Below are 25,893 nucleotides of genomic sequence, written 5' to 3'. Positions count from 1 at the left end.
TCTGTGCTACGGCTGCTGGCACATAGCCGAAGGCATGGAACACTCTTTAAACCAGGATAATCGATTTAAGTGAGAAACCGATTACAAAACATTGCATTAAGCTGCTCTAGGCAAAATATTGGTAACAAGCCTCTGTCAAAAGTGGTGTCCTCCTAAATTTCTTGTTAAAAAAAATTAAGACTAACAGTTTTTACCAGAATCGATAAATTACCACAGATTAAAATCTATGGTTACGTGATGTGTGACTTTTAAGAAAGTGTCATGCTGTAGGCAAACAATACTGTACGGTTAAGGGCTGATCCCTCTAGCTTCGCGATGGACGCACCTGTACTCTATGAAAATGAGGGTGATACTTCTAAAAGCCCCTTTTTAAACCTTCTTGGGGGAGCTTGGAGGTTCACAACACTAACCGAAAAATAGGGACATGGTAATACCTAGTAATACCATGTCCCTACATTCACCCTTGAATTTTTTATCTTTAATTGTTTAGCGCAGTATCTGAACGCCTGAGTGTTTTTCTACTAACTTAGAAACTTCTGGATTATACAACCTCAGATAATTCCAATAGTTACCAAAAACTTGTCTGACATAACCCTTTGTTTCATCAAAAGGTATTTCTTCGACAAATTCATCTGGATCGATAGACCCTTTTTGCTTAAGCCATTTCGAGACATTACCAGGGCCGGCATTGTAACTAGCAACGGCTAACAGGGAGTTGTTGTTATATTCCTTGTGGGTAAAGTCAAGAAACCAAGTTCCCAATTTTACGTTATCGTTGGGATTTTCCGTATTAAATTGCTTAATTCCAATTTTTTCGGCAACCCACTTACCTGTTCCTGGCATCACTTGCATTAAACCAACGGCACCAGCAACAGAACGGATTTTACTTTCAAAGCGCGACTCCTGACGAATTAAAGCTGTTACGAGTAGAGGATTGAGCTGACGCTGTTGCGCCCAGCTTTCGATAATTTCCAGATATGGGAAAGGATAGAGACTGTGCCAGTAAACGGGTTGTTGCCTGAAAGCTTTGTATTCCTCCAGTTCGGCGGGTGTTTCACGGTCTTCGAGAGTAGAAATATAAGAGATTCCCTTCAGGTAGTTGCCTAATCCTAGCTGCATGATGCCTTCAGTAAATTGTTCGGCAACGGTGGGCTGCATCCGGTTTTGGAATTCGGCTTGCCAAAGCATCCAAGCATCCCGGTGTTGACCTAGCTGGTACAACTCTTTTAACTTTTCGGAGCCAGCAGGTAGGACTGGGTGTTCGATGGGTCGCACTACTTCCGGGGACAACTGACGCACGGTGGTAAAGTCTCCCACATCCCAGCCTAATAAGACGGCAGAACGCCACGCATAGTAGGATTGGGGATACTTAGCTAGTACGTGTTCAAAAGCTGCTTTCGCTTCCTGCTGTTTCCCCAACTTAGTTGCCCATTTGCCGACCCAAAAGCCGGCCCTGGGAGCCAAAATGTTATCGGGATTGTTGATTGTGATGGGTTGCGCCCATTTCCAGGCTTCCCGGAAATCGCCTAGCTGTGCCTGTTGTTGAGCTACTTTCCACCGATATTCTGCGGCTATGTCGGAACTGGCATATTTAGTTAGCATCAATTGCCTCGCGTCGGAGGCTGATTGAGAGCTTCCCAGTTGTTCGAGGATTTTGGACTTGGCCAGGAGTGCTTCACCTGCTTCGTCGGGAAAGTTGCTGATAACGCGATCTAGATAGGGTAATGCTTCTAGGGGTTTGACTAATTCTGCCAAACGCCGCAAGCCGAGTCCGGTTTCTTCGGCATCGGGGAATTTAGAAATTAAGGATGAGTAGGCAATTCTGGCTTCTAGTGTTTTGCCGGAAAGTTGTAGTCCTCTGGCGGTGCGATAAGCGTTGCGGGCAGTTTGGGGTGCGCGAACATAGGCGATGCTGGCTTTTTCATAACTGCGGTTTTCCCAGTAGTTAAATGCGATCGCTTCCCAATCTTCGGGTTTTAGCAGGGTTGTGCCTTGTTTCTTGGCAGCAGCATTCAGAGTAACTAGCCGATCTTGTACGGCAAGAATTCCCGGCTCCTTCCCAGTGTATTTTACTAGCATTAAGAGCAACTGCGGCTGATTGGGATTTTTGCTCAACCTAGTACGCACAATTTCCACGGTGCGGGGATGGCTGGGGAAGGATGCGATCGCACTGTCCCAATATTTCGGATTCTTTTTACCCAACACATACAGTGCTTCGGCTGCTGCTGGTGAGTCGGGATACTGTTTGACTAAATTCTGCCTAGTCGTCTGCGCTTGAGTGTCACCAGCCAGTTCGTAAGCTTGAGCGCGTTTTAAGGCAATATAGGGTGCCATAACTGGATAGTCTGACTCTAATCCTTCCAGCAGTTTGAGCGCCTTTTTCCCTTGCTTAGAGTCAATCAAATCGCTAGCCAAAAGATAACGGGCGCGGTTACGCTCGATGGATTGATTGCTGGAGGCGATCGCTTCGAGTTGTGCTTCCCGCTGCGCTGCCGGGAGCGACGCTAATGGCAAAACCGAAGGAGCAGATTGGCTCCCCTGATTCTGGCTTGACTGCTCCTGAGGCTGAATATTAACCATCAATTTCCCTAACAAACTGGTCAATTGTGGTACTGACAGAGTTGCCCCAGCTACTAGGGCAAGTAATCCTGCCCCTACAGCCAGAGAAATTTGGGTTTTCCGCTGCTTCAACATCGCTTCTTTTCCGCCACGTCTGAATCAAATTCCCTGAGACTCTAGCATTTTAATCAAAGTTTCCGAGTTAGCTGATACTCTGGCGAAAATTACCTGACTTGGGGCAACCCTGTAAGGGAACGTTACAAAAACCTGGCTTTTGATTTTGATCGATACTGGTAACTAATACAGGTAAACAATCAGCAGAACACAGGAATGGAATTTCGATCGACTGATACGCCACGTTTGGACTGGTCTGGGGATGCCCTCGCTGTTGGGCTATTTGAGGACGGATTGGAGATAACTGGCGATTTGGCGGCGCTGGATGAAAAACTCGCCGGGACTATCAAGGAATTGATTGAAGAGACGGAATTTAAGGGAAAAGAAGGCAGTAGCGCTGTAACTCGCGTTGGTGGAAGTAGCCCTATCCGCAAAATTATGTTGGTGGGATTGGGTAAACCAGAGGCTTTGAAGCTGGAAACTTGGCGGCGGGCTGGTGCTGTTGTTGCCCGGTTAGCGAGAAAGGAAAAGTGCAAAACTCTGGGGGTTAGTCTGCCAGTGTGGAATCAGGATGCAGAGGCGAGTGCGAGTGCGATCGCGCAAGGCATTCTCTTAGCTTTACATAAGGATAATCGGTTTAAGTCTGAACCGGAAGACAAAGATGTGCAGCTAGAACGTGTTGATTTACTCTCTTTGCCCGGTCAAGAGTCGGCAATTAATCGCGCTAAAGCGATCGCTGATGGCGTGATTCTGGCGCGGGAACTGGTAGCAGCACCAGCGAATGAGTGTACGCCGATAACTATGGCCGAAACTGCACAAGCGATCGCAGCAGAACACGGTCTACAATTAGAAATTCTGGAACAACAAGAGTGTGAACAGCTTGGCATGGGGGCATTTTTAGCTGTTGCTAAAGCTTCCGATATGCCCCCCAAGTTCATCCACCTCACCTACAAACCAGAAGGAACGCCCCGCCGGAAATTGGCAATTGTCGGCAAAGGTCTTACCTTCGATTCTGGCGGTCTTAACATTAAAGGTGCTGGCAGCGGCATCGAGACTATGAAGATGGATATGGGTGGTGGTGCCGCCACGCTTGGCGCTGCTAAGGCTATCGGTCAGTTGAAGCCAGATGTGGAAGTCCACTTTATCTCTGCTGTGACTGAGAATATGATTAGCGGTCACGCTATGCACCCAGGCGATGTCCTCAAAGCTTCCAACGGCAAAACGATTGAAGTTAACAATACCGATGCCGAAGGTCGATTGACTTTGGCGGATGCACTGGTATTTACGGAAAAGTTGGGCGTTGACGCTATTGTTGACTTAGCTACACTTACAGGTGCCTGCGTAATTGCACTGGGCGACGATATTGCTGGGTTGTGGAGTCCAGACGATGCAGTTGCCAACGAGTTGCTGAAGGCTTCGGAAATGGCTGGGGAAAAGCTGTGGCGGATGCCTATGGAAGAGAAATACTTTGAAGGACTCAAGTCGCAGATTGCCGATATGAAGAATACTGGCCCTCGTCCAGGTGGTTCGATTACTGCGGCTTTATTCCTGAAGGAGTTCGTCAAGGAAACTCCTTGGGCGCACCTAGACATTGCCGGCCCGGTTTGGGCGGATAAGGAAAACGGCGTTAACAATGCTGGTGCTACGGGTTACGGCGTTCGTACTTTGGTGAACTGGGTACTGAACTAGGGATTGGGGATTGGGGATTGGGAAAGAGCCAGAATTGCCTGTTTTCAATTCTTAATCCCCAATTCTGAAGGTATTATTAGTCAATCTCGTAGTAAATGCTAAATCCCTACAAAGCGATCGCTTTTGCTCCCTTCGACTGATGATTCTACTGAGGTAGCACTTTAGCCTGAATATAGTTCTACCTTATACTGGTGTAAGAGTTATACCATTGTGGAGGCAAGGATGTTAGAAGAGGAAACTCTTGCCAATAGCCAGTTTTAAAAACCCAATTGGACTTACTCTAGGTTTATTAAAAATTTACAATATCAACCAAAATACCTGCAAATTTAAAGATTATATAAAATTACTAATCTTTAATAGCAAAAATATGATGTATTGATTATTATGCCTAAATCAACTGCGATCGCATTCTGCGTTTAAACCCCTAGTAATATACTAAGCATATTTACGCATTGCCTGAGCTGAATAGCTACTATAGAGGGATACGTTTTCGCAATGGCTTTGTGAGAGCGATCGCCAGTAAAGTTCTCGCAACGACGCAAAACTTGAATCGTTCTAGGATAATACCCAGCGCCAAAGCTAAGGGGATCGATCAAGGTTCAGTAGGAAAAACCACTAGCTCTAGTGTAGGTAAAAATTAGATACTGCCTAGTTGTTCAGTTTGGTTTATACCAGAACCTAAAAATATACCGCCGTAATATGGCATCTACCACCACTAGCACCACAGGTGAAAATAATGGTTGACTTTACCGTAGCTATTCGAGCGTATAACGCCCAAAAGCGTCTCCCAGATGTTTTAGAGAGATTGCGATCGCAAATTAATATAGAGCAGATAAACTGGGAAATTGTAATTGTTGACAATAACAGCACTGACAACACAGCTCAGATTATTCAAGGATATCAAGCAAATTGGCCTAAAGCTTATCCCCTCAAGTATTACTTTGAACCTGAGCAAGGAGCAGCAGTTGCACGACAACGCACAATAAAAGAAGCCAAAGGCACCTTTATAGGTTTTATTGATGATGATAATTTGCCGACTCCCAACTGGGTTGCAGCAGCTTATTCCTTCGGGATAGCGCATCCAAATGCCGGAGCTTATGGAAGTGAAATTCGCGGAGAATTTGAAGTCGCTCCGCCAGAAAACTTCAACAAAATAGCTCCAATTATGGCTATCGTAGATCGTGGTGACAAACCATTCCGCTATGACCGTGTACTTCCCCCTGGTGCGGGAATGGTGATTCGCAAACAAGCCTGGTTAGAAAGTGTTCCTAATCGTCTGTTTCTAAAAGGGCCTGTTGGTACATCTTTAACAGTAAAAAGTGAAGACATAGAAGCACTTTCATACCTGAAGCGGCAAGGTTGGGAAATTTGGCATAATCCGGAAATGTGCATTTACCATCAAATACCAAAATGGCGTTTAGAAAGACAGTATTTGATGGATTTGTGTCGGGGCGCTGGTATTGGTCGGCACCATATTCGGATGATCGCCTTTAAACCTTGGCAAAGGCCCTTGATTATCCCCTTCTACATAGCAAGCGACCTCCGCAAAGTAATTCTCCACTTCATCAAAAATTACCGCATTCTCAATACCGATAACATTGCAGCTTGCGAAATGCAGCTATTTTTAAGTACGCTTTTCAGCCCTTTGTATATTTGGAAACAGCATTATTTAGCTTCTCAGTCTCCAGTTGTCGAAAAAAAACAGCCAAATTTGAGCCATTGCTAATAAATAAAAGTAGCGCAAAATCCAATTGATAGGAACCTGAAAGCGAAAACACCTGACGAGTCGCCTTGTACAGAGAAAGGAAGCCTGCTAGCCACGACATTATTTGTATAGCCCCAGGCAACAAAGCCTGCGAAGGATAACTAAGTAATGAAAAAAATCATCATGTATCGGGATAAACTGCTTCCTTACTCGGAAACCTTTATCCCAACTCAAGTAGAAAGTCTTTCATCCTATACAGGATTCTACGTTGGTACTTCACGAACTCCGGAATCTAAATTCCTTATTCCCCAGGAAAGAAGCATCACACTCAGCGATTTAGTCTCGCGTCCGGGGATTTGGAAAACCGCTTTTAAAATAGGTGGCATTGTTCATCCTAAATGGTTTAAGTTTATGCAAGATTTATCTCCTTGCATAATGCACGCTCACTTTGGCCTTGACGGAATTTGGGGACTCTTGTTAGCTGAAAAATTGGGGATTCCTCTGCTGGTAACTTTTCGGGGAAACGACATCACAGGAATGCAAGCCAGTGAAATCAAGCAAGGGCGCGTCGAAATGCTTGATTTCTTTTTTAAGCGAGGTCAGTTTTACAGAGATTTTTACGTAAGCAAACGTCAGCAGCTATTTAAAGAAGCTCGGTATTGCATTGCTGTCTCTGATTTTATCCGTTCCCAATTAATAGAAAAAGGATGTCCGCCAGAAAAAGCTGTAGTCCTCTATACTGGGGTGAATGTTGATAAATTCACCCCAGATCCTAAGGTGGTGCGTGAGCCAATAGTGCTATTTGTGGGACGCTTGGTGGAAAAAAAGGGTTGCGAATATCTCATCCGGGCCATGTCGCAGGTGCAGGCAATAATGCCTGAAGTCGAGTTAGTAATGATTGGAGATGGTTCACTGCGTGCCACTTTGGAAGAACTAGCTAAGAGTTCCTTAAAACGTTACAGTTTTTTAGGATCGCGATCGCACGACGTTGTTAAAGAGTGGATGAATCGAGCTTTTTTGCTCTGTGCGCCTAGCATCACAGCTACCACAGGAGATTCTGAAGGCTTACCTAATGTTGTCAATGAAGCCGCAGCAATGGGTTTACCTGTTGTAGCTTCTATTCATGCTGGTATCCCAGAAGCTGTAGTTCATGGAGAAACGGGTTTCTTAGTGCCAGAAAAAGATTGGGAAGCTATGGCTAAACGTATCTTAACTCTGCTAGGAGATTCCTCCTTGAGAAAACGTTTTGCTATGGCTGGGCGCAACCGCGTAGAACAAGAGTTTAATTTAAAACGCAATACAGAAAAGTTAGAAAAAATTTACAATAGCATTCTGGCTGAATTTTGCTAAAACTGTGAAATGTTAATGGTGACGGCGTTCAAGCGTGTCAAACTAGACGATGACATCTACTGCGATCGCAAAGGGGTAACTTAATGGCTGATTGGCACCTAAAAACACCAGTTGCTATTTTCATCTTCAAGCGCCCCGATACCACCCAAAAGGTATTTGAAGCAATCCGTCAAGCAAAACCACCCAAGCTCTTAGTAGTCTCTAATATTTCCCCAGCTAACAAACCAGACCAAGCTGAACTAAATGCAGAGGCTCGTGCAATTATTGAACGTGTTGATTGGGACTGCGAAATTCTAAAAAATTACTCTGATACTTTTCTTAGCGCTAAAGATCGCATTTACAGTGGCTTAAACTGGATATTCCAGAATGTAGAAGAGGCAATTATCCTAGAAGATGACTGCGTACCTCATCCCAGTTTCTTTCGGTTCTGTGAAGAAATTCTCGAATATTACCGAGATGAGCCGAAAATTATGGGAATTAGCGGCAGTAACTTCCTCAAGGGAAGCACTCGGACAGATTACAGCTACTATTATTCTCTCTTCCCTAATTTGTGGGGATGGGCATCTTGGCGACGAGCATGGCAACATATGGATCTGGAAATGAAGCTCTGGCCAGAAGTCCGAGATCAGGGATGGTTGATGGATATATTATCAGATTCTCGTGCTGTAGATTGGTGGAGTAACGTATTTCGAGCTGTCCACGAAAACCGTAAAGATACTTGGGATTATCAATGGGTACTTTCCTGCTGGTTGCAACAGGGATTGTACGTTGTGCCTAATGTTAATTTAGTTTCCAATATTGGCTTTGGTCTAACATCAACGCATACCAGAGATATTTATGATTGGCGGGCTAATATGCCTGTTGAAGCCATGTCATTTCCGCTCAAACATCCCAATTTTATTTTGAGGGATTCCCAATCTGATAGCCTTGTTTTAGAAAGATATTATTATGGCAGTACAACTCCAAGTTTAATGCAGCGTGTGAGCAGAGAAGCAAGACGAGCTAGAAGCCTGATAAAAAAGAAAATTTTTGCCCGAAAATAGTTCAAAAGTAGCTATTTAAAGCATTCTACTACTCATTAGTAAGCGCTGCGTACCAAGGAAGGTACTACTAATTACTTTTGGTGATGCTATAGCAGTCCTAAATGATTCGTGAAGGCGAGATACCCGATTTCTTAGAGAAGTCGGGTATCTGGAGGGCTGGGTCACAACTCAAATAGGATTGCTATACTCTCCCCTTTTTGTCTCCCTTATTAAGGGTGGCGAAGGGGGATTTGTATCTAGCGTCTCAAAAATAAAGCCTATAACTTGATATGCAGCAAAAATGTGCTTAAAAACGCTTCAGTATACTCTAGTAAATATCGATACTTCAAGACCAATGATGCTTAGTTCATTCTCAAGGGTTTCTTTAGAATGAGAGATTATACTTACAAGTACAACTATATTATTCAGGAAAATATCAGGGTATTTACAAAAACTTTTTCAAGTCTTCACATTTATACGTAAGTAGTTTACGTTATTTTTACAGTCATTTGTAGAGTTTCCACTAGAATTGTGACATGGAAAACTAACCTCACACCTTACTCAGATAATTGCGGGGCTAGTGTATCTATCCAAAGTTAGAGATAACCCTGAGAAATATGAGGTGATACATGAAAGCAGTGATACTAGCTGGAGGACTTGGTACTCGTTTAAGTGAAGAAACCACTATTAAACCAAAACCTATGGTTGAAATCGGTGGTAGACCCATACTGTGGCACATTATGAAGACATACTCTGCCTATGGGATTAATGACTTCATTATCTGCTGCGGTTATAAAGGTTACATAATCAAGGAGTATTTTGCCAACTACTTCTTGCATATGTCCGATGTCACTTTTGATATGCGGTTTAACCAAATGAATGTTCATAGCGGATATGCTGAACCTTGGCGAGTCACATTGGTAGATACAGGTGAAAATTCCATGACTGGTGGACGGCTGAAGCGAGTAAGAGAGCATATTGGCAATGAAACCTTCTGCTTCACCTATGGAGATGGTGTCAGCAGTGTAAATATTAAAGAATTAATTGAGTTTCACAAAGAACAAAAGACTTTAGGAACATTGACTGCAACCCGTCCGGCTGGACGCTTTGGAGCGCTTTCTCTGGGAGAAGAACAAGATAAAATCATCAGCTTCAGAGAAAAGCAAGACGGAGAGGGAGCCTGGATAAATGGTGGTTATTTTGTTCTGGAGCCAGAAGTAATTGACTACATTGGAGGCGACTCCACAGTTTGGGAAAAAGAGCCATTAGAAAAACTAGCTGACTCTGGACAGCTAGCTGCTTACAAACATCCTGGTTTTTGGCAGCCGATGGATACTTTACGTGATAAAACCTATCTTGAAGAACTTTGGAAAAGTGATAAAGCACCTTGGAAGGTGTGGCAGTAAAATAGTTAGGAGTTAGGAGTTGGAAGTTAAGAGCGGTCAAGGTATTTATGACTCATACCTGAAACTTTATAACTTCTTAAATAGTTCTCAATCATCTTAGTTTCAGGTGCAAAAATACCATGTATGACTTTGCAATCATCGGGGGGGGAATTGTTGGTCTTTCGACTGGCATGGCATTGGGCAAACGCTATCCAAACGCTCGCATTGTAGTGCTAGAAAAAGAAAGCAAATGGGCATATCACCAGACTGGCAATAACAGCGGTGTTATTCACTCTGGCATTTACTACAAGCCAGGGAGTTTCAAAGCTAAGTTTTGCCGAGACGGTTGTCGCTCAATGGTGGAATTCTGCCAAGAGTATGACATTGCTCATGAAATTTGCGGCAAGGTAATTGTTGCGACAGAAGAAAAAGAACTGCCGCGACTAGAAAATCTTTACAAACGCGGCTTAGAAAACGGACTGAAAGTTACTAAGATTAGCGCTTCAGAAGTCAAAGAAATTGAACCTCATGTCAACTGCGTGGCGGGAATTCGAGTTTATACAACTGGAATTGCCGACTATAAGCAGGTGGCTCGGAAATATGCTGAGTTGATCGAGTTGCAGGGTGGAGAGCTTCGTCTAAATACCAAAGTTGAAAAAATTATTGGAAAAGGCGATACTCAGGTAATTGAAACCAACAATGGTATCTATGAGACGCGCTGCACGATAAACTGTGCCGGACTGCATAGCGATCGCATTGCCAAACTTTCCCAAGTCGATCCCCAAGCTAAAATCGTCCCTTTCCGAGGGGAATACTACGAACTGGTTCCAGAAAAACGCTATCTTGTCAAAACCCTAATTTATCCAGTTCCCAACCCAGACTTCCCCTTCCTGGGTGTCCACTTCACAAAAATGATCGATGGCAGCGTCCACGCAGGGCCAAATGCGGTCTTGAGCCTCAAACGCGAAGGCTACAAAAAAACCGACTTTGACCTACGAGACTTTGCTGAAGTCATGACCTACCCTGGCTTCTGGAAACTAGCAGCCAAACACGCTGACGAAGGCATCCAAGAAATAATTCGCTCCTTCAGCAAAGCCGCCTTTGTCCGCAGTTTGCAAAAGCTAATTCCTGAAGTCCAAGCGGCCGATCTCGTTCCCACCCACGCCGGAGTTCGAGCCCAAGCTTTAATGAACGATGGCAAGCTAGTAGACGACTTTTTGATAGTCAAAGGTAACAACTCCGTCCACGTTTGCAACGCTCCTTCCCCAGCTGCGACTTCTTCAATTGAAATCGGCAAAGCAATTGTCGAACAACTTCCCCAACCGCAGCATCTACAATCAGCAATCAGCGTATAGGATTAGCAGCAATGAAAATATTTGTCACTGGAACCGAAGGCTATCTTGGCTCATTATTAGCCCCCCTCTTGATGCAACGCGGACATGAAGTTATCGGCTTAGATACAGGCTTCTACAAAGTAGGCTGGCTCTATAACGCCACCGACCTAACTGCCAAAACCCTCAATAAAGATTTGCGGCAGATTACCGAAGAAGATTTACAGGGTGTAGAGGCAATTGTTCACATGGCTGAACTCTCTAACGACCCCGCCGGACAACTCTCACCTAATATCACCTACGACATTAACCACAAAGGTTCAGTTCGCCTTGCTAATTTAGCTAAATCAGCAGGCGTGCGTCGCTTCGTTTATATGTCATCTTGCAGTGTTTATGGCGTTGCGACTGAAGGTGATGTCACCGAAGAATCTCCCGTCAATCCTCAAACAGCTTATGCAGAATGTAAAACATTCGTAGAACGGGATGTCCAACCCCTAGCTGATGACGATTTTTCCCCCACCTTTATGCGGAATGCCACCGCTTTTGGTGCCTCTCCCAGAATGCGTTTTGATATTGTTTTAAATAACCTTGCAGGACTGGCTTGGACAACTAAAGAAATCAAGATGACCAGCGACGGGACACCTTGGCGGCCCTTGGTTCACGCTCTTGACATCTGCAAGGCAATTGTTTGCACCCTAGAATCTCCGCGAGACATTGTTCACAACCAAATCTTCAACGTAGGCGACACTGCTCAAAATTATCGAGTGAAACAAATTGCAGAAATTATCGCTGATGTCTTTGAAGGATGCAAATTAAGCTTTGGAGAAAGCGGTTCAGATAATCGCAGTTATCGTGTTTCTTTCGAGAAAATTAATACTACCCTACCGGGATTCAAATGTGAATGGAATGCCGAACTGGGAGCCAAGCAGTTATACGATTTGTTTAAGCAAATTGATATGACAGAAGACATTTTCTTATTTAGAGGCTTCACTCGGTTAAAACAGCTTGAATATCTGATTCGCACTCAGCAAATAGATCGAGACTTCTTCTGGAAAAAGTAAGCAAGGCTTTTTTCACTAAAATTATGCCAAATTTTTATTGGCATCTACCACTTAGCATTTCAAGATTTGAATTGCAAGTTCAAAACAAAATGGGGTTTAAGTTTTAGGTAAAGGAAAAAATTATAACTATCTTTTGCCTAAAATATATCCTTAACTCTAGTTAAGCGATGCTCTGTCGTCCGTAAACACTTGATTTAGTTGGATTGTATACGATGAAATTTACAGAAACCAAGCTCAAAGGTGCATTCATTATTGACTTAGAGCAACGACCAGATGATCGAGGCTTTTTCGCTCGTACTTTCTGCATGGAAGAATTTCAAGAACACGGGTTAAAGCCAACTGTTGCTCAATGCAACTTGTCTTTTAATCACAAGAAAGGAACGCTGCGGGGTATGCACTATCAAATCGCTCCGGCAACTGAAACCAAATTGATTCGCTGTACTCAGGGAGCAATTTATGATGTGATAGTAGATATGCGTCCTAATTCCCCTACATATCTTTTACATATTGGTGTAGAATTGACTGCCGAAAATCGTCGGGCTTTGTACGTACCAGAAATGTTTGCTCACGGCTACCAAACGCTCACGGATGCAGCTGAAGTGACGTATCAAGTGGGTGAGTTTTATACTCCAGGTTATGAGCGGGGCCTGCACTATGACGATCCTGTTTTGGGAATTGAATGGCCTTTACCTGTTAGCGAAATTTCTGTTAAAGATGCAGCTTGGCCCTTACTACAATCGATTCCTCTAGGAGTTTAGCGATGAGTGGCCAGGAGAGCGATCGCAGGTTAAGTTTCTACTAGGTCGCATAGGGCATTATGCCTATTTTGCTGTAACCAAAGTCAGAAATATATCAAAAGGTTAACTGTCGTTTCGCCCAAGCCAGATAAACAGTCTGGAGGTAACGTCCTTCTTTCTTACATTCTTGAACTCTTCGGCGACTTAAAACCTGGTAAGCCTGTCCCAGCACACATTAATTATTGGGAATGTATGCAGATAGCGAGAACTTTTTTATAACTCGGCTATTGCATGAATGTTATCAGCTTTTTCAATCATGTCTCTGTTCCCCAAAAAAAAAGACTATGGCATTTGGAAAGGCTGACACTATTTTTCAATAAAGATTGTGTGGAAATTATGCTTATTAATTAAGGTTATATGAGATATTTTTTAAGAATTGAGTAAGAAAAATAGTTACCTTATAATTAACTTGCTAAATATTATTTAATCGGAGTTTATGAGTTAAGATTACCAAAGGCTGAATATTGAATAGCTGCTAAGTGTAAATGAAATTCTAGACAGAAATGCAGCTTGAAACAAATGAAAAGCAACAAAAATAGGAGTTGGAAATGATTATTGTCGATAAGGCATTGCAAGCACGGGACGAAGCTGGAAATCCGATAAAAGTGGGCATGATTGGTGCTGGCTTTATGGGTCGAGGAATTGCTAATCAAATTATTAATTCTGTGCCGGGGATGGAGTTAGTAGCAATCTCTAACCGTAGCTTAGATAATGCTAAACGGGCATATAATGAGGCGGGAATTGAAGATTTGCAAATTGTCAAGAGTGTATCTGAATTGGAGGATGCGATCGCTCGCGGCAAATATGCAATCACCGATGATGCCATGTTGCTGTGCAAAGCCGAAGGCATTGACGCGCTAGTGGAAGTTACAGGCGCGATCGAATTTGGCGCTCATGTGGCAATGGAAGCGATCGCTAACCGCAAGCATATCATCCTCATGGATGCCGAACTCGACGGCACAATTGGCCCCATTTTAAAAGTGTATGCAGACAAGGCTGGTGTGATCATCACCGCTTGCGATGGCGACCAACCAGGCGTGCAAATGAACCTGTATCGGTTCGTTAAAAGTATTGGCTTGACCCCGTTACTATGCGGCAATATCAAAGGCTTACAAGATCCTTACCGCAACCCAATTACCCAAGAATCTTTCGCCAAGCAGTGGGGTCAAAAACCCCACATGGTGACAAGCTTTGCCGATGGTACCAAGATATCCTTCGAGCAAGCGATCGTTGCCAACGGGACGGGCATGAAAGTCATTAAGCGCGGTATGTTGGGATACGACTACAGGGGTCATATTGATGAACTGACCACTAAGTACGACATTGACCAGCTTAAAGAATTGGGCGGTATTGTTGATTACGTCGTCGGTGCCAAACCAGGGCCGGGTGTATTTGTGTTTGGAACTCACGACGACCCCAAGCAACGCCACTACCTGAATTTGTATAAATTAGGTGAAGGCCCCCTTTACAGCTTCTACACTCCCTACCATTTGTGTCACTTTGAAGTACCTTTATCGGTGGCGCGGGTTGTCCTGTTCAATGATGCGGTATTGGTTCCCTTGGGTGGCCCTTTAGTCGATGTGGTAGCTACTGCGAAAATCGACCTCAAAGCGGGGGAAACTATTGATGGCATTGGCTACTTTATGACCTACGGACAATGCGAAAATTCTGATGTCACCCAGGCGGAAAACTTGTTACCCATTGGTTTAGCTGAAGGGTGTCGCCTGAAGCGAGATATTCTTAAGGATCAAGTCCTCACCTACGATGATGTGGAATTGCCTGAAGGCAGACTTTGTGACAAGTTGCGGGCTGAGCAAAATGCTTACTTTGCCCCAGCAAAAGTTCCGGCTACAGTTGGGTAGTTTTTTAGTTTCAATCAGCACCAGTTAGAGCTAAAAAGGCCAAAGTGAACGTAGGGAATGGGAGCCACGGTTGTGCGCGGGTTAAGAGCGCATGAGAGGGCCTGGCTCTTGAGCCAACAAAACCCAATTATTCTTTTGGATTTTTTGGGTTTCGCGTTCTCTCAAGCCAACCTACAACTAACTTAGATTACTGCTGGAGAGTTGAACTTGCGGGAATTGCTCGTATATCTCGCATTTCCGGGGAGAATCATGTCTTGTTGTATAAAAAGTACCGACCTTTGGGTATGCCAGAACTTTCATGGAAGAGCTGTGTGAAAGAATGGTTAGTTTTGTTTAAGCGCTTTTCTCAAGTCCGTTTGAAGGAAGGCCGAGCTAGATGGGTACGTGACTTTAATTGGCGGCTGGGGCGGTTAAAGGGTTGTATGAAGCATCGGGTTTTGGCTCTCTGAATGACCAAAATTAAGACAACGTTTCTGTTAGTGTTGATGTCTGATAGTTATTGTTCAATTTACTAAGTTTTGGCGTTTTCTGGCTGAGGCAGGAAACGTGAAAACAAAAAAATCCCCTCTCAAAAATACATCGAGAGAGTAAAATGCAAAAGCGCTTGTACAATCTCAGTAGAAATCGGTTTTTTTACATATCAGGCTTAATATCATTATCTGTTCTTTTAGCTTTTCCCGTTCAGGAATATGCGAAGAAGTTCTTCCGGAAGGAAGTTATTTTACCGAATTCTCAAATCAAACCCCAGACTATTCAATTAGATCTGCCCGCAGAAGATAAGCGCATTGGTGGTTTGATTGCGGCGGATGTTAATAATGACACAAAGAAAGATTTTATTATTACTAAGCCGGGTCACATCGTGGTTTATAGTAATTCTGGAGAAAAGCTTTGGACTAAACAAATTGATATCCAAGTCAGCGGACAAGCAGAAAAGCAAGGACTACCAGGTTGGCATGGATCGGGTGTACAAGCAGCTGATGTAGATGGCGATCGCTTGACGGAAGTTTTATTCTTAACCAAGGACAAAAACCTTCATATTGTTCAAGGTGCAGATGGGAAGACCAAGGGGAGTATCAAACTAGAACCACCAAAGGGCGCAAGCAGTTGGGAGCATTTAGTCGTTGGGAATTTTCGTGGTAAAGGCAATCGCGATTTACTTCTTCAAGCTACCAATGCTAAAGGTTATCGCAAGGGACGTTATCTAGCAGCTTATGCCATAGATGACTTGCTCAAACAAGAAAATCCTAAACCTCTATGGACGCAAGATAAGTTTTTAGGTGGTGTACACGCTGGTGCAAGGGTTGCAGACTTAGATGGAGACGGTAAGCACGAAGTTTTAGGCGGAACGATCGTAGGAAGTGATGGAAAAATTCTCTTTCAAGTTCCTATGGAAAATACCACCAAACAACATCCTCACATTGATGCGATTTTTGTCGCTGATGTGCGTCCAGACATTCCAGGGTTAGAGGTGGTAGCGTTGGAAGAGGGAGGAAGCGATCGCCTGAAAGAGGGAGGCAGAGGTATTCGCAAGCGCTTTGCCGAGATGTACAACAACATCGCAGGCGGCGGTAATCGCATTTTCCTCTATAACAAAGAGCGCTTAATTTGGGAAACCCATTTTAAACACCAGGAACCTCAAAATGCTGCTGTTGGTGACTTTGACCTTCAGCGACCAGGTTTAGAAATTTGGTTTCGCAGCCGTTACAATACTAACCAGAAACCTTTTGTGTTTGACGCCCAAGGTAAACTGATTGCTGATTATCAAATCGAGGATGTTGCTCCCAAAGGTTGGTCAGATAAAGGCGTGGAGGTGATTTTCACCGTTGACTGGACAGGTGATTCTCGCCAACTAGCTGCCGCCAAGGAGCGTCACGAGGCTGGGGATGTCGCAATTTTTGACCCCCTCAACGGGCAATTTCTCCATCGCTTCGATGAGAAGTCGGATCGGCTATATGTAGCCGACGTGTCTGGGGATTGGCGTGAAGAATTAATTGTCCTGAACGGTAATCAGCTTCGCATCTACCAAAACCAAGAGCCGAACCCCAACCCCAACCGTCCGCGACTATGGACGCAAGACCACTACCGTCTTAGCAAGATGACTTGGAACTATTACAATCCTTAAGTTTTCTTGTCGAAGCTACACCTGGGAACGCCGTTGAAGAGGCGTTCCCAGGTGTAGCTTGTGAATGAGAGAATCAACCGAAACGTCCGCTGACGTATTCTTGGGTGGATTTCTCCTGCGGACTTTGGAAGATAACTTCGGTGCGGTCGTACTCCACCAAGTAACCCATTCTGCCGCCCTTTTCCGTCGCTTCCACATTGAAAAATGCCGTCATATCGGCTATGCGCGAGGCTTGCTGCATATTGTGGGTGACGATGACGATGGTGTAATCCTCCTTGAGTTGCTGGATCAGTTCTTCAACTCGCAGCGTTGAAATCGGGTCAAGTGCAGAGGCGGGTTCATCCATAAGAATGACATCTGGCTGAACTGCGATCGCTCTAGCAATACACAACCTTTGCTGTTGTCCGCCTGATATAGAAAGACCACTTTGCTTAAGTTTGTCTTTGACTTCATCCCAGAGTGCGGCTTGTCTGAGACTTCTTTCTACCAACTCATCCATATCACCCCGATAGCCGTTCAGCCGCGCCCCAAAAGCGATATTGTCATAAATCGACTTGGGGAAGGGGTTTGGTCTTTGGAACACCATGCCAATCCGCCGCCGTACCTCTACTGGGTCAATATCAGGAGCGTAGAGGTCTTGATTGTTGTAATAAACTTTGCCTTCGGCTCGAAAAATTTTAATCAAATCGTTGAGGCGATTGTAGCACCGGAGCAACGTACTTTTGCCACAACCTGAAGGCCCAATAAATGCTGTAACTCGGTTTTTGGGAATATCTAAACTGATTTCCTTCAGCGCTAGAAAATTTCCGTAGTAGACATTCAGTTTTTCCGTCTTTAAAACGGTATCTGTTTGATTTTTTGTTTGGGGATTGGACAACATAAAAACTCTTAGGTTTTGGGTTTAACAGAAGCGCAAAAACTTATGGTTTATGGCAATAAAAAAATTTCACTCAATATCGCCCAGCATACTGTTAAACCTGGCATTGTATCCATTGTTATCTTTTTTGCTAAATTTAACAGTATCATAGCGACACATTTCTCAATACTCGTCGATCAATAGACGCGGCGAGCCGTTGCCAGACGGGAGATAATGCTGGTAAGCAGAACCATCATCACCAGGATGAAAGAAGCCGCCCATGCGAATTCTTGCTGATTTTTAAAGGGAGTCGTAGCGAAGTTGTAAACTAAAACTGCCAGCGAGGCTGTGGGCTCAAGTAAGCGATTATTCCAGTTAGGCCAAAACTGGGTAAATAAAGCGGTAAATAACAGTGGTGCAGTTTCCCCAGCAGCACGCGCGATCGCTAGAGTCGTTCCGGTGACAATTGCAGGTAAAGCAGCTGGCAACACCACCCGCGAAACCGCTTGAAAATTACTTGCTCCCAATCCTACCGCCGCTTGTCTAACTTCTTGCGGCACCAGTCTCAGCGCTTCTTCTGTTGCCCGCACTACAATCGGCAACATCAAAATTGATAAAGCAAATCCTCCCGCCCATGCAGAATATGTTCCAGTAGTCAAGACGACAGTAACATAAGCAAAAACGCCCACAATAATCGAGGGAACACCGCTAAGGACGTTGGTAGCAAAACGAATCCAATAGGCAATTTTGCCACCGCTAAATTCTGACAAATAAATTGCCGCCATCACGCCAAAGGGAATGCTGATTAATGCACCAATTCCCACCATAATTAAGGTTCCCAGGATGGCATTACCAAAGCCGCCGCCCTCTACTAATGGAGGCGGTGGTAGTTCTGTAAACGCATTGGTATTAAGTTGGCTAATACCTTGAACGATTACATAGCCAAGGACAGCCACTAAAGGCACAATGGCAAGCACTGCACAAAGGAACGTTAACCCCGTCATCACGATTCCGAACAGCGTCCGGGGTGAGGTAGGCGATCGCTTTAAGGTTCTGCTAGGAAATCCGGAAACAGGTTTATCCTCTAATTTAGACATAATGGGGGCTGGGGATTGGGGACTGGGGATTGGGAACTTTATCAGGGTATTGACACAATCATGAAATCATTAAATTCGCTGCACCCGACTCACCAGTAACTGAGCCAAAACATTCACTAAAAGGGTCAGTATAAACAGTAGTAAAGCTGCATACATTAGAGCAGAAACTTGCAGACCGCTTGCCTCAGCAAATTGGTTAGCTAATAGGGAAGCAATTGTATTAGAGGGAGCCAAAACTGAAGGACTGATATTATTAGAATTTCCAATCAACATGGTGACAGCCATAGTTTCTCCCAAAGCTCTACCTAGTGCCAGCATGACTGCACCCACAATTCCAGAAACGGCTGATGGTAGTAGCACCTTGAGAATTGTTTCCCAGCGCGTGGCTCCTAGTCCAACTGCTGCCTGACGCAAATCGCTGTGTAAAGATATCAAGGCATCGCGGGAAAGAGCTGCTATCGTTGGTAAAACCATGATTGATAAGACGATTGATGCTGGTAGCAGTCCTGGGCCGCGCAGCGGCGTACTAAAAATTGGCAGCCAGCCCAAGTTAGCATTGAGCGCCTCTCCCAGTGGTTTCAACAGCGGAATCAAAACGAAAATTCCCCATAAACCGTACACTACACTGGGAATCGCCGCTAGGAGTTCTACCAAGAAAACTAATATCATCTGAATCCGTGGCGGTAAATAATCTTCGCTCAAAAAGATCGCCACGCCAAGACCCACCGGTACAGCAATGAGCAGCGCAATCAGAGAGCTAAATACTGTCCCGACAAGTTGCGGAAGCGCTCCGTACTCATTGCGAACAGGGTCCCAAGTGGTAGAGAATATAAAGCCTAGCCCGTATTGTCTTATTGCAGGGAGTGCCTGAATTGCAACTTGGATTGTGATCCAAATCAAGGTGGCAGCAACTGCGATCGCAAAAATTCGAGTCAGCCAAATAAACCCAAGATCCAGTTTTCGCTCTGCGTTAGAGCGCGGTTTAACGATTACCTGCGGATTGTCTGTCACAGAAGCCACGATATTGTTTTCCTCTGGTAACTGTAGTAAATGTAATATTTAACGGCAGGATTTTATTCAGCCATCTTGCTGAACAATTTAGTTCAACTTCTGCTTTGGCACGGGCATTTTCCTTGTAGCCTATCGCTTAATTGTAAAGATTAGGTTAAGATAGCTTGCTTGTTTTCTGCAACTAGAGTGATAAAATGCCAAAGTTTCAGTAGATGCGATCAAAAGGGGCAGAACGTGGTTCAAGCACCAGTGTCGAACGCGGATATTCAGAGCCAGGAACAGGAGTCACTGCGGCAATGGCTGCACAACCTGAGTGTTGCGATTATTGCAGGAAAGAGAATTGGGAAAGAGGAAGCGATCGCACTCACCCAAATTGAAGGTCAAGAAAATATTTTGCTACTCTGCGAAGCCGCAGATAAAGTACGTCAAGCTTGTTGCGGCAACACAGTAGATTTGTGCAGTATTGTCAATATAAAATCTGGCAGTTGTTCGGAAAATTGCGGTTTCTGCGCCCAGTCTGCTCATCACCCAGGTAAAGATTCACCTATTTATGGTCTGAAATCTACTGAGGAGATTCTGGCTCAAGCTAAGTCAGCCGAAGCAGCAGGAGCAAAGCGATTTTGCTTAGTTTCCCAAGGACGAGGTATAAAATACAACAGTCCGAAATCGGCGGAATTTGAAGAAATTTTGGAAACGGTACGCCGAATTATCGCCGAAACCAATATAAAACCGTGCTGTGCTTTGGGCGAAGTGACACCAGAACAAGCTCAAGAGTTAAAAGAGGCAGGTGTAACGCGATACAACCATAACTTAGAAGCATCAGAAAAGTTTTTCCCAGAGATAGTGACGACGCACACATGGCGCGATCGCGTTGAAACTATTAAAAATATCAAAGCCGCCGGGATTCAAGCTTGCACAGGCGGGATAATGGGATTAGGCGAATCTTGGGAAGACAGAGTAGATTTGGCTTTGGCATTGCGGGAATTGGAAGTTGAATCCGTGCCATTGAACTTGCTCACTCCAAGACCAGGAACACCCTTAGACGATCGCCCGAAACTAGATGTTTATGAAGCCTTGAAAGCGATCGCTATTTTCCGCCTCATCCTGCCCCAGCAAATTCTGCGCTACGCTGGAGGGCGCGAAGCAGTAATGGGAGAACTCCAAGCCTTGGGCTTCCAAGCTGGAATGAACGCCATGCTGATTGGACACTACCTCACCACTCTCGGACAACCGCCAGAGCAAGACCATGCTATGCTCGAATCTTTGGGACTAGCTGGCGGCGAAGCGCCCATCCCCGGCGAATATAGCAATCAGTGCTGAGTATCTGAGTGCAGAAGAACAATAGAAAGTATCTTCTAACTAAGTCCTCAATTTCTCGCTTCAAAATCACGCGATATTTTGGGAAGAATCAATCTCCCCAAAAATCGCTTCAAAATCCAAAATCGTTGCGTGTTTGCACCCACTGAACTACTTTGGGCCTTAATTGGCTTACTTCTAACAATTGGTGGCACCTTTCTGGAAGCGTATATTACCAACGTTCCCTGGAATTGGACTCAGCAAGGAGTTCAAGCTCAGTCGCTGGGCATAACCTATCAGATTGGTGCAGTTCTGTTGGTAGGCTGTATGGGAGGTAAGAATGCTGGTGCTATTTCCCAAATTGCTTACCTAGCTTTGGGCTTAACCCCCTGGTTTCCCATCTTTTCCCAAGGCGGCGGTATCGACTACCTGACACAGCCTACTTTTGGCTACTTACTAGGCTTTATTCCTGGTGCTTGGGTTTGTGGCTTGTTAGCTTTTAAAGCACCGCAACGATTGGAGTCTTTGGCATTTAGCTGTATCTGCGGCTTACTGGTTATCCATATCACAGGTTTGACCTACCTTATTCTCACCCACTCGTTGAGCTTGGGGGCAGGATCGCTCCCCTTATGGAAAGAAGCTTTGATGTACTCTGTCTATCCTGTACCAGCACAAATGGTGATTGTCTGTGCAGTTACAGTCTTGGCTTTTTTCTTACGTCAGCTGATGCTTTATTAAAAAAGCTGTTAATTTGTTGTCAGTTGTCAGTTGCTAATGGTTAAACAATTAGCCAGTCTGACGTTAGCCATTAACACTAGAATTGCCATGCCTTTTAAAAATTACCTGTTTTGGCTTGCTGGACTCGTCAGTCTGATTCTGGATCGGTTGACTAAGTATTGGGTAGTGCAAAATTTTGAGTATAGGGAAACCTGGGCTTTGTTGCCTAATGTGTTCCACTTCACCTATGTTACGAACACTGGGGCAGCTTTTAGCTTGTTTCAGGGGGGAGTTTGGTTGCGCTGGCTGTCTTTGGCGGTGAGTTTAGGCTTGATGGCGTTCGCTTTATTTGGCCCAAATCGCGACACTTTAGAACAATTCGGCTATGGTTTTATCTTGGGAGGAGCGTTGGGTAATGGGATTGACCGCTTTGTATCTGGTAGTGTGGTAGATTTTCTGGATTTCCGGTTGATTCACTTCCCAGTATTTAATCTGGCAGATGTATTTATTAATGTAGGCATTGTATGTTTGTTAATTGCCAGTTTCCGCCCGGAATCAGATTCATCGGGCAGAAGTCGGTAAACTCATTTGCACCTTGTCCCGACGACTAGAAGTGGCGGCTACAAAAACAAAGTCCGCCTACCTTGGCTAAGCCAAAATCAAGAGTTTTTAGGCTGAGTTTGTGAAGCATCAAGGCTTCTAGTTTGTGGACGAGGAGGTATTTATTTCTTTTGCCTGAGAGCCTTTGGTCTTTTCAAAACGCTACCTTGAGCTTGCGAGTAGAATGTTCAATAAAAGCCTCTCGCTGACAATTGCTTGACTGACATGACCTCACCCCAACAGCCGCCTAAAACCATTCTGGGACAAGTAACCCAGGCTATACAGACAATTCAAGCCAAAGTTAATTTTAATGCGCTGGCGCTGAAGCCGAATGCCAAAGTGCCGGAACTTTGGGTACAGGATGCAGGTGCGGCGAAGGCAGAAATTTATCCAATGTTGGGCGATCGCTATCTTCTAGGACGCAGTTCTAAATCTTGCGATATTGTCATCCGCAACCCAGTCGTCAGTCAAGTTCATTTGTCTGTCTCCAGAGATCCCAAGCACCAGAAATCCTTCATCATCAAAGATGAAAACTCCACCAATGGCATCTATCGGGGTAGGCGGCGACTTCAATCTCTAGAACTCCGTCACGGCGATATCCTCACCCTTGGCCCCCCAGAGTTAGCTGATGCAGTTAGGCTTCAGTATCACAATCCCCCGCCTTTGTACGTTCTGGCATTTCGCTACAGCCTTTACGGTGCAGGTGCGCTGGTCAGTTTGATCGCCTTTTTGATACTCTATGAGTGGCGAAATATCCCAGTTCGACCGTTACCAGTAGCCGTTCAGGGGCCAGTAATAGTTAATTCTGATGAGGGGACACCGTTACAGCGTCCTCGAACTGAGGCTCACAGGGAACTGCGACGATTATCTGACTTTTCCAAATATTTGCCCGCAGCGGTGCTGGCATCGGAAGACAGCCGCTATCATTGGCACTTTGGGGTCGATCCGATTGGGACGTTGCGGGCTGTGGTGACGAATGTTAAAGGAGGCGGAATTAAGCAAGGGGGAAGTACGCTGACGCAGCAGTTGGCGCGGAGTTTGTATCGCGACTATGTGGGAACTGAAGACAGCGCGGGTCGGAAAATCCGGGAAGCGATAGTCGCCTTAAAGTTAGAAACTTTCTACAGTAAAGACGAAATCTTACGGAATTACATGAACCGCATCTATCTGGGGGTAGGTGCTTCGGGGTTTGAAGATGCGGCGCAGTTCTATTTTGAGAAATCTGCTAGAGACTTAGATATTTCGGAAGCGGCGACGCTGGTGGCGATTTTGCCAGCACCAAATAGTTACAATCCGATTCGGGATTATAAGACGGCGGTGGGACTGCGCGATCGCATTATTACCCGCATGGTTTCCCAAGGTCGAATTAGTGCAGAGGAAGGACAACGGGCAAGGCGATCGCGTATTGAAGTTAGCCCGAAAGCTAGAGAAGCTTTGGCAAACATCAAAGCACCTTATTTCTACAGCTACGTTTTTACCGAACTCCGCACTTTGTTGGGCGAACAGTTGGCGAAGGAAGGCAACTTTATTGTCGAAACTAATCTGGATCTGGAAACTCAGCAAAAGGCAGAAACCTCCCTCCGCAATTCAGTTAACACCAGCGGTTCCAGCTACGGCTTCTCTCAAGGGGCAATTGTCACCCTCGACTCCAGCACTGGAGCAATTCGCGCTTTGGTCGGTGGCACAGATTACGCAAAAAGTCAATTCAATCGCGCTACTCAGGCAAAGCGTCAACCTGGTTCGACTTTCAAAGTTTTTGCCTACGCCTCAGCGCTGGAACAAGGTAACTCGCCGGGAAAATTTTATTCCTGCGCCCCGCTAGTGTGGCAAAATCAACGCTTTCGGGCGTGCGAAAGAGTCGGGGGTAGTGGGACGGATATGTATACGGGAATTGCCCAATCGGAGAATGTGGTCGCTCTGCGAGTTGCCCAGGATGTGGGTTTAAATAGAGTGGTGGAGATGGCGCAACGTCTGGGCATCACCACACCCCTGAATCCCGTCCCTGGCTTGGTTCTCGGACAAAGCGAAACCACCCTCTTAGAAATGACTGGGGCTTTCGCCGCTATAGAAAATAACGGTGTCTGGAACCGCGCCCACGCGATTAAGCGCATTCTCGACAGCAGTGATTGTACCGATTTCAAAAATCCCCAAACCTGCCGGGTAATTTACTCCTTCGAGGAGGAAACCGGGGCAACTAAGCGAGTGCTACCACAGGGAATTGCAGATACTATGAATGTTATGCTGCGGAGCGTGGTACGAAGCGGTACGGGACGCGCTGCCTCTATCGGACTGGGAAATGAAGCGGGGAAGACGGGGACAACTAACAGCGGCGTTGATTTGTTGTTTATCGGCTACGTTCCCAGTCGCGATTTAGTCACGGGTGTCTGGCTGGGAAATGACGACAACTCGCCAACGCGGGGAAGTAGCGGACAAGCTGCCCAAGCTTGGGCAAATTATATGCGGCAAGTTGTGCGTTAACTAACCTGTGGCGATTGGCAAGATACTGTTGGAAGGTTAAGGTCTAGATTTTAGATCAAAATTGCAGCGCGTTTATTAAATCTGAGGCTGGGATTCTACTATTTTCTAGCCACTCTTCCAGGTTGAGTGCATCGCTTTCTTTAGTCAACAAGGAGAGGACTTGTTTTTTTAGTGCGGATAAGCGATCGCACTGTTGCTGTAAAATATCTTTCAACCGATTTGTCGCATACCGTTAATAAACTCAGTCCTCGCTGCCAAAATATCAGGGATTTGCACGCAGCGCACTAGCAAAGCAATATCTAAATCTGGCAAAAATTCACTTCTGGAAGTTTGCTCATAATTATGTTCGCGCAGTCGATAAAGCACAAGCTGATTATTTTCCCAAAACCAGACTTCAGCAATTTTCAACCGCTTATACTTTTCTAGTTTATCTATGCCGCCGCTGGTAATAGTGACTTCAATTGCCAAATCTGGATGTTCTTTTTTCTCCCCTAAATAGTAAGATTCATCCGGCTCAAATGAGACATTTTTGCTCTTGTCCCGGCGAGTTGCATTGCCAACTGGAACAAATTTAATACCCTGTTCAAAGAAGTAAGCTTCTAGCAGAATAGCTAGCATTTTTTTGAAAATCTCATGCGGTTCACCAGTTGTCATAAACTCCACACAGCCATCTAAATAAGTAATTCGCAAACCAGGCGCATCTGCGATTAATGATTCTATCGCCTCAAATTGCTCCCAACTATAATAACCTGGTAAAGTAAATCGCTGTTCTTTAACAGTTGTTATTGCTTCTGAAACTTGTAATGTCATGGGAGTAATGCTCCACTAAAAATGAGTAGCC

General features: G+C 45.0%; 20 protein-coding genes. 14 read left to right on the top strand and 6 right to left on the bottom strand.

The genetic code is table 11. The features are described from left to right. Window positions 1-486: 486 nt before the first annotated feature. Entirely contained in the window at window positions 487-2,694 is a 2,208-nt protein-coding gene (locus NDI42_RS17250) for a lytic transglycosylase domain-containing protein (RefSeq protein ID WP_190453194.1), read from the bottom strand. 195 nt (window positions 2,695-2,889) lie between these two features. Here NDI42_RS17250 and NDI42_RS17245 point away from each other — a divergent pair, with 195 nt between their 5' ends. From NDI42_RS17245 to NDI42_RS17200, 10 genes are all read left to right on the top strand, one after another. Further along, entirely contained in the window at window positions 2,890-4,362 is a 1,473-nt protein-coding gene (locus NDI42_RS17245; RefSeq protein ID WP_190453177.1) for a leucyl aminopeptidase, read from the top strand. A gap of 736 nt (window positions 4,363-5,098) precedes the next feature. Continuing rightward, entirely contained in the window at window positions 5,099-6,088 is a 990-nt protein-coding gene (hpsE, locus tag NDI42_RS17240) for a hormogonium polysaccharide biosynthesis glycosyltransferase HpsE (protein WP_190453172.1), read from the top strand. A 147-nt stretch (window positions 6,089-6,235) separates the two neighbouring features. Further along, entirely contained in the window at window positions 6,236-7,417 is a 1,182-nt protein-coding gene (locus NDI42_RS17235) for a glycosyltransferase (RefSeq protein ID WP_190453169.1), read from the top strand. 83 nt (window positions 7,418-7,500) lie between these two features. After that, window positions 7,501-8,460 (top strand): glycosyltransferase family 2 protein, encoded by a 960-nt coding sequence (locus NDI42_RS17230; protein ID WP_190453167.1) that lies wholly within the window; start codon window positions 7,501-7,503, stop codon window positions 8,458-8,460. A gap of 608 nt (window positions 8,461-9,068) precedes the next feature. After that, on the top strand, window positions 9,069-9,845 hold the full coding sequence (rfbF, locus tag NDI42_RS17225) for a glucose-1-phosphate cytidylyltransferase (protein ID WP_190453165.1): 777 nt from the start codon (window positions 9,069-9,071) through the stop codon (window positions 9,843-9,845). A gap of 119 nt (window positions 9,846-9,964) precedes the next feature. Continuing rightward, entirely contained in the window at window positions 9,965-11,179 is a 1,215-nt protein-coding gene (gene lhgO / locus NDI42_RS17220) for an L-2-hydroxyglutarate oxidase (protein ID WP_190453162.1), read from the top strand. Window positions 11,180-11,190: 11 nt separating this feature from the next. Then, the gene (locus tag NDI42_RS17215; RefSeq protein WP_190419524.1) at window positions 11,191-12,216 is read left to right on the top strand and encodes an NAD-dependent epimerase/dehydratase family protein; all 1,026 of its coding nucleotides are present in this window, start codon (window positions 11,191-11,193) and stop codon (window positions 12,214-12,216) included. 212 nt (window positions 12,217-12,428) lie between these two features. Further along, a complete protein-coding gene (gene rfbC / locus NDI42_RS17210) occupies window positions 12,429-12,974 on the top strand; it encodes a dTDP-4-dehydrorhamnose 3,5-epimerase (RefSeq protein WP_190442341.1) in 546 nt (181 codons plus the stop codon). 587 nt (window positions 12,975-13,561) lie between these two features. Continuing rightward, a complete protein-coding gene (locus NDI42_RS17205) occupies window positions 13,562-14,875 on the top strand; it encodes an NAD(P)H-dependent oxidoreductase (protein ID WP_190453160.1) in 1,314 nt (437 codons plus the stop codon). Window positions 14,876-15,467: 592 nt separating this feature from the next. Then, the gene (locus tag NDI42_RS17200; RefSeq protein ID WP_190453157.1) at window positions 15,468-16,997 is read left to right on the top strand and encodes an FG-GAP-like repeat-containing protein; all 1,530 of its coding nucleotides are present in this window, start codon (window positions 15,468-15,470) and stop codon (window positions 16,995-16,997) included. Window positions 16,998-17,070: 73 nt separating this feature from the next. Here NDI42_RS17200 and pstB read toward each other — a convergent pair whose 3' ends face one another. From pstB to pstC, 3 genes are all read right to left on the bottom strand, one after another. Continuing rightward, on the bottom strand, window positions 17,071-17,877 hold the full coding sequence (pstB, locus tag NDI42_RS17195; RefSeq protein WP_190419539.1) for a phosphate ABC transporter ATP-binding protein PstB: 807 nt from the start codon (window positions 17,875-17,877) through the stop codon (window positions 17,071-17,073). A gap of 173 nt (window positions 17,878-18,050) precedes the next feature. Continuing rightward, window positions 18,051-18,950: a phosphate ABC transporter permease PstA gene (pstA, locus tag NDI42_RS17190; protein WP_190442346.1), complete on the bottom strand. Its 900-nt coding sequence runs from the start codon at window positions 18,948-18,950 to the stop codon at window positions 18,051-18,053. 69 nt (window positions 18,951-19,019) lie between these two features. Beyond that, the gene (gene pstC / locus NDI42_RS17185) at window positions 19,020-19,970 is read right to left on the bottom strand and encodes a phosphate ABC transporter permease subunit PstC (RefSeq protein ID WP_190453154.1); all 951 of its coding nucleotides are present in this window, start codon (window positions 19,968-19,970) and stop codon (window positions 19,020-19,022) included. A 225-nt stretch (window positions 19,971-20,195) separates the two neighbouring features. Here pstC and bioB point away from each other — a divergent pair, with 225 nt between their 5' ends. The 4 genes from bioB to NDI42_RS17165 all read left to right on the top strand — a co-directional run bounded on the left by bioB (window position 20,196) and on the right by NDI42_RS17165 (window position 25,052). Continuing rightward, a complete protein-coding gene (gene bioB, locus NDI42_RS17180; RefSeq protein ID WP_190453152.1) occupies window positions 20,196-21,281 on the top strand; it encodes a biotin synthase BioB in 1,086 nt (361 codons plus the stop codon). Between the two features lie 129 nt (window positions 21,282-21,410). Next, entirely contained in the window at window positions 21,411-21,995 is a 585-nt protein-coding gene (locus NDI42_RS17175) for a biotin transporter BioY (protein WP_190442351.1), read from the top strand. A gap of 87 nt (window positions 21,996-22,082) precedes the next feature. After that, window positions 22,083-22,556, top strand: coding sequence for a signal peptidase II (lspA, locus tag NDI42_RS17170; RefSeq protein WP_190453280.1), 474 nt, complete (start codon window positions 22,083-22,085; stop codon window positions 22,554-22,556). Window positions 22,557-22,799: 243 nt separating this feature from the next. After that, entirely contained in the window at window positions 22,800-25,052 is a 2,253-nt protein-coding gene (locus NDI42_RS17165; protein ID WP_190453149.1) for a transglycosylase domain-containing protein, read from the top strand. Window positions 25,053-25,107: 55 nt separating this feature from the next. Here NDI42_RS17165 and NDI42_RS17160 read toward each other — a convergent pair whose 3' ends face one another. Together NDI42_RS17160 and NDI42_RS17155 are read right to left on the bottom strand one after the other, a co-directional pair. Further along, the gene (locus NDI42_RS17160; protein ID WP_190453135.1) at window positions 25,108-25,266 is read right to left on the bottom strand and encodes a hypothetical protein; all 159 of its coding nucleotides are present in this window, start codon (window positions 25,264-25,266) and stop codon (window positions 25,108-25,110) included. Continuing rightward, window positions 25,263-25,862, bottom strand: coding sequence for a Uma2 family endonuclease (locus tag NDI42_RS17155; protein WP_190442363.1), 600 nt, complete (start codon window positions 25,860-25,862; stop codon window positions 25,263-25,265). Before NDI42_RS17155 ends, NDI42_RS17160 begins: the two co-directional genes overlap by 4 nt. Window positions 25,863-25,893: the final 31 nt, after the last annotated feature.

Origin of the sequence: Funiculus sociatus GB2-C1 (assembly GCF_039962115.1) — a bacterium.
Taxonomy (GTDB): Bacteria; Cyanobacteriota; Cyanobacteriia; order Cyanobacteriales; family FACHB-T130; genus Funiculus; species Funiculus sociatus.
The sequence above is the reverse complement of the archived record's forward strand: the minus strand, read 5'-3'. Positions and strand labels throughout refer to the sequence as shown.

Excerpts from the sequence above, each read along its gene's own strand:
- rfbC (WP_190442341.1), top strand. The coding sequence starts at position 12,429 with ATGAAATTTACAGAAACCAAGCTCAAAGGTGCATTCATTATTGACTTA.
- NDI42_RS17230 (WP_190453167.1), top strand. The coding sequence starts at position 7,501 with ATGGCTGATTGGCACCTAAAAACACCAGTTGCTATTTTCATCTTCAAG.
- NDI42_RS17235 (WP_190453169.1), top strand. The coding sequence starts at position 6,236 with ATGAAAAAAATCATCATGTATCGGGATAAACTGCTTCCTTACTCGGAA.
- NDI42_RS17200 (WP_190453157.1), top strand. The coding sequence starts at position 15,468 with ATGCAAAAGCGCTTGTACAATCTCAGTAGAAATCGGTTTTTTTACATA.
- hpsE (WP_190453172.1), top strand. The coding sequence starts at position 5,099 with ATGGTTGACTTTACCGTAGCTATTCGAGCGTATAACGCCCAAAAGCGT.
- NDI42_RS17205 (WP_190453160.1), top strand. The coding sequence starts at position 13,562 with ATGATTATTGTCGATAAGGCATTGCAAGCACGGGACGAAGCTGGAAAT.
- rfbF (WP_190453165.1), top strand. The coding sequence starts at position 9,069 with ATGAAAGCAGTGATACTAGCTGGAGGACTTGGTACTCGTTTAAGTGAA.
- lhgO (WP_190453162.1), top strand. The coding sequence starts at position 9,965 with ATGTATGACTTTGCAATCATCGGGGGGGGAATTGTTGGTCTTTCGACT.
- NDI42_RS17155 (WP_190442363.1), bottom strand. The coding sequence starts at position 25,862 with ATGACATTACAAGTTTCAGAAGCAATAACAACTGTTAAAGAACAGCGA.
- NDI42_RS17215 (WP_190419524.1), top strand. The coding sequence starts at position 11,191 with ATGAAAATATTTGTCACTGGAACCGAAGGCTATCTTGGCTCATTATTA.
- NDI42_RS17165 (WP_190453149.1), top strand. The coding sequence starts at position 22,800 with ATGACCTCACCCCAACAGCCGCCTAAAACCATTCTGGGACAAGTAACC.
- NDI42_RS17250 (WP_190453194.1), bottom strand. The coding sequence starts at position 2,694 with ATGTTGAAGCAGCGGAAAACCCAAATTTCTCTGGCTGTAGGGGCAGGA.
- NDI42_RS17245 (WP_190453177.1), top strand. The coding sequence starts at position 2,890 with ATGGAATTTCGATCGACTGATACGCCACGTTTGGACTGGTCTGGGGAT.
- lspA (WP_190453280.1), top strand. The coding sequence starts at position 22,083 with ATGCCTTTTAAAAATTACCTGTTTTGGCTTGCTGGACTCGTCAGTCTG.
- pstB (WP_190419539.1), bottom strand. The coding sequence starts at position 17,877 with ATGTTGTCCAATCCCCAAACAAAAAATCAAACAGATACCGTTTTAAAG.
- pstA (WP_190442346.1), bottom strand. The coding sequence starts at position 18,950 with ATGTCTAAATTAGAGGATAAACCTGTTTCCGGATTTCCTAGCAGAACC.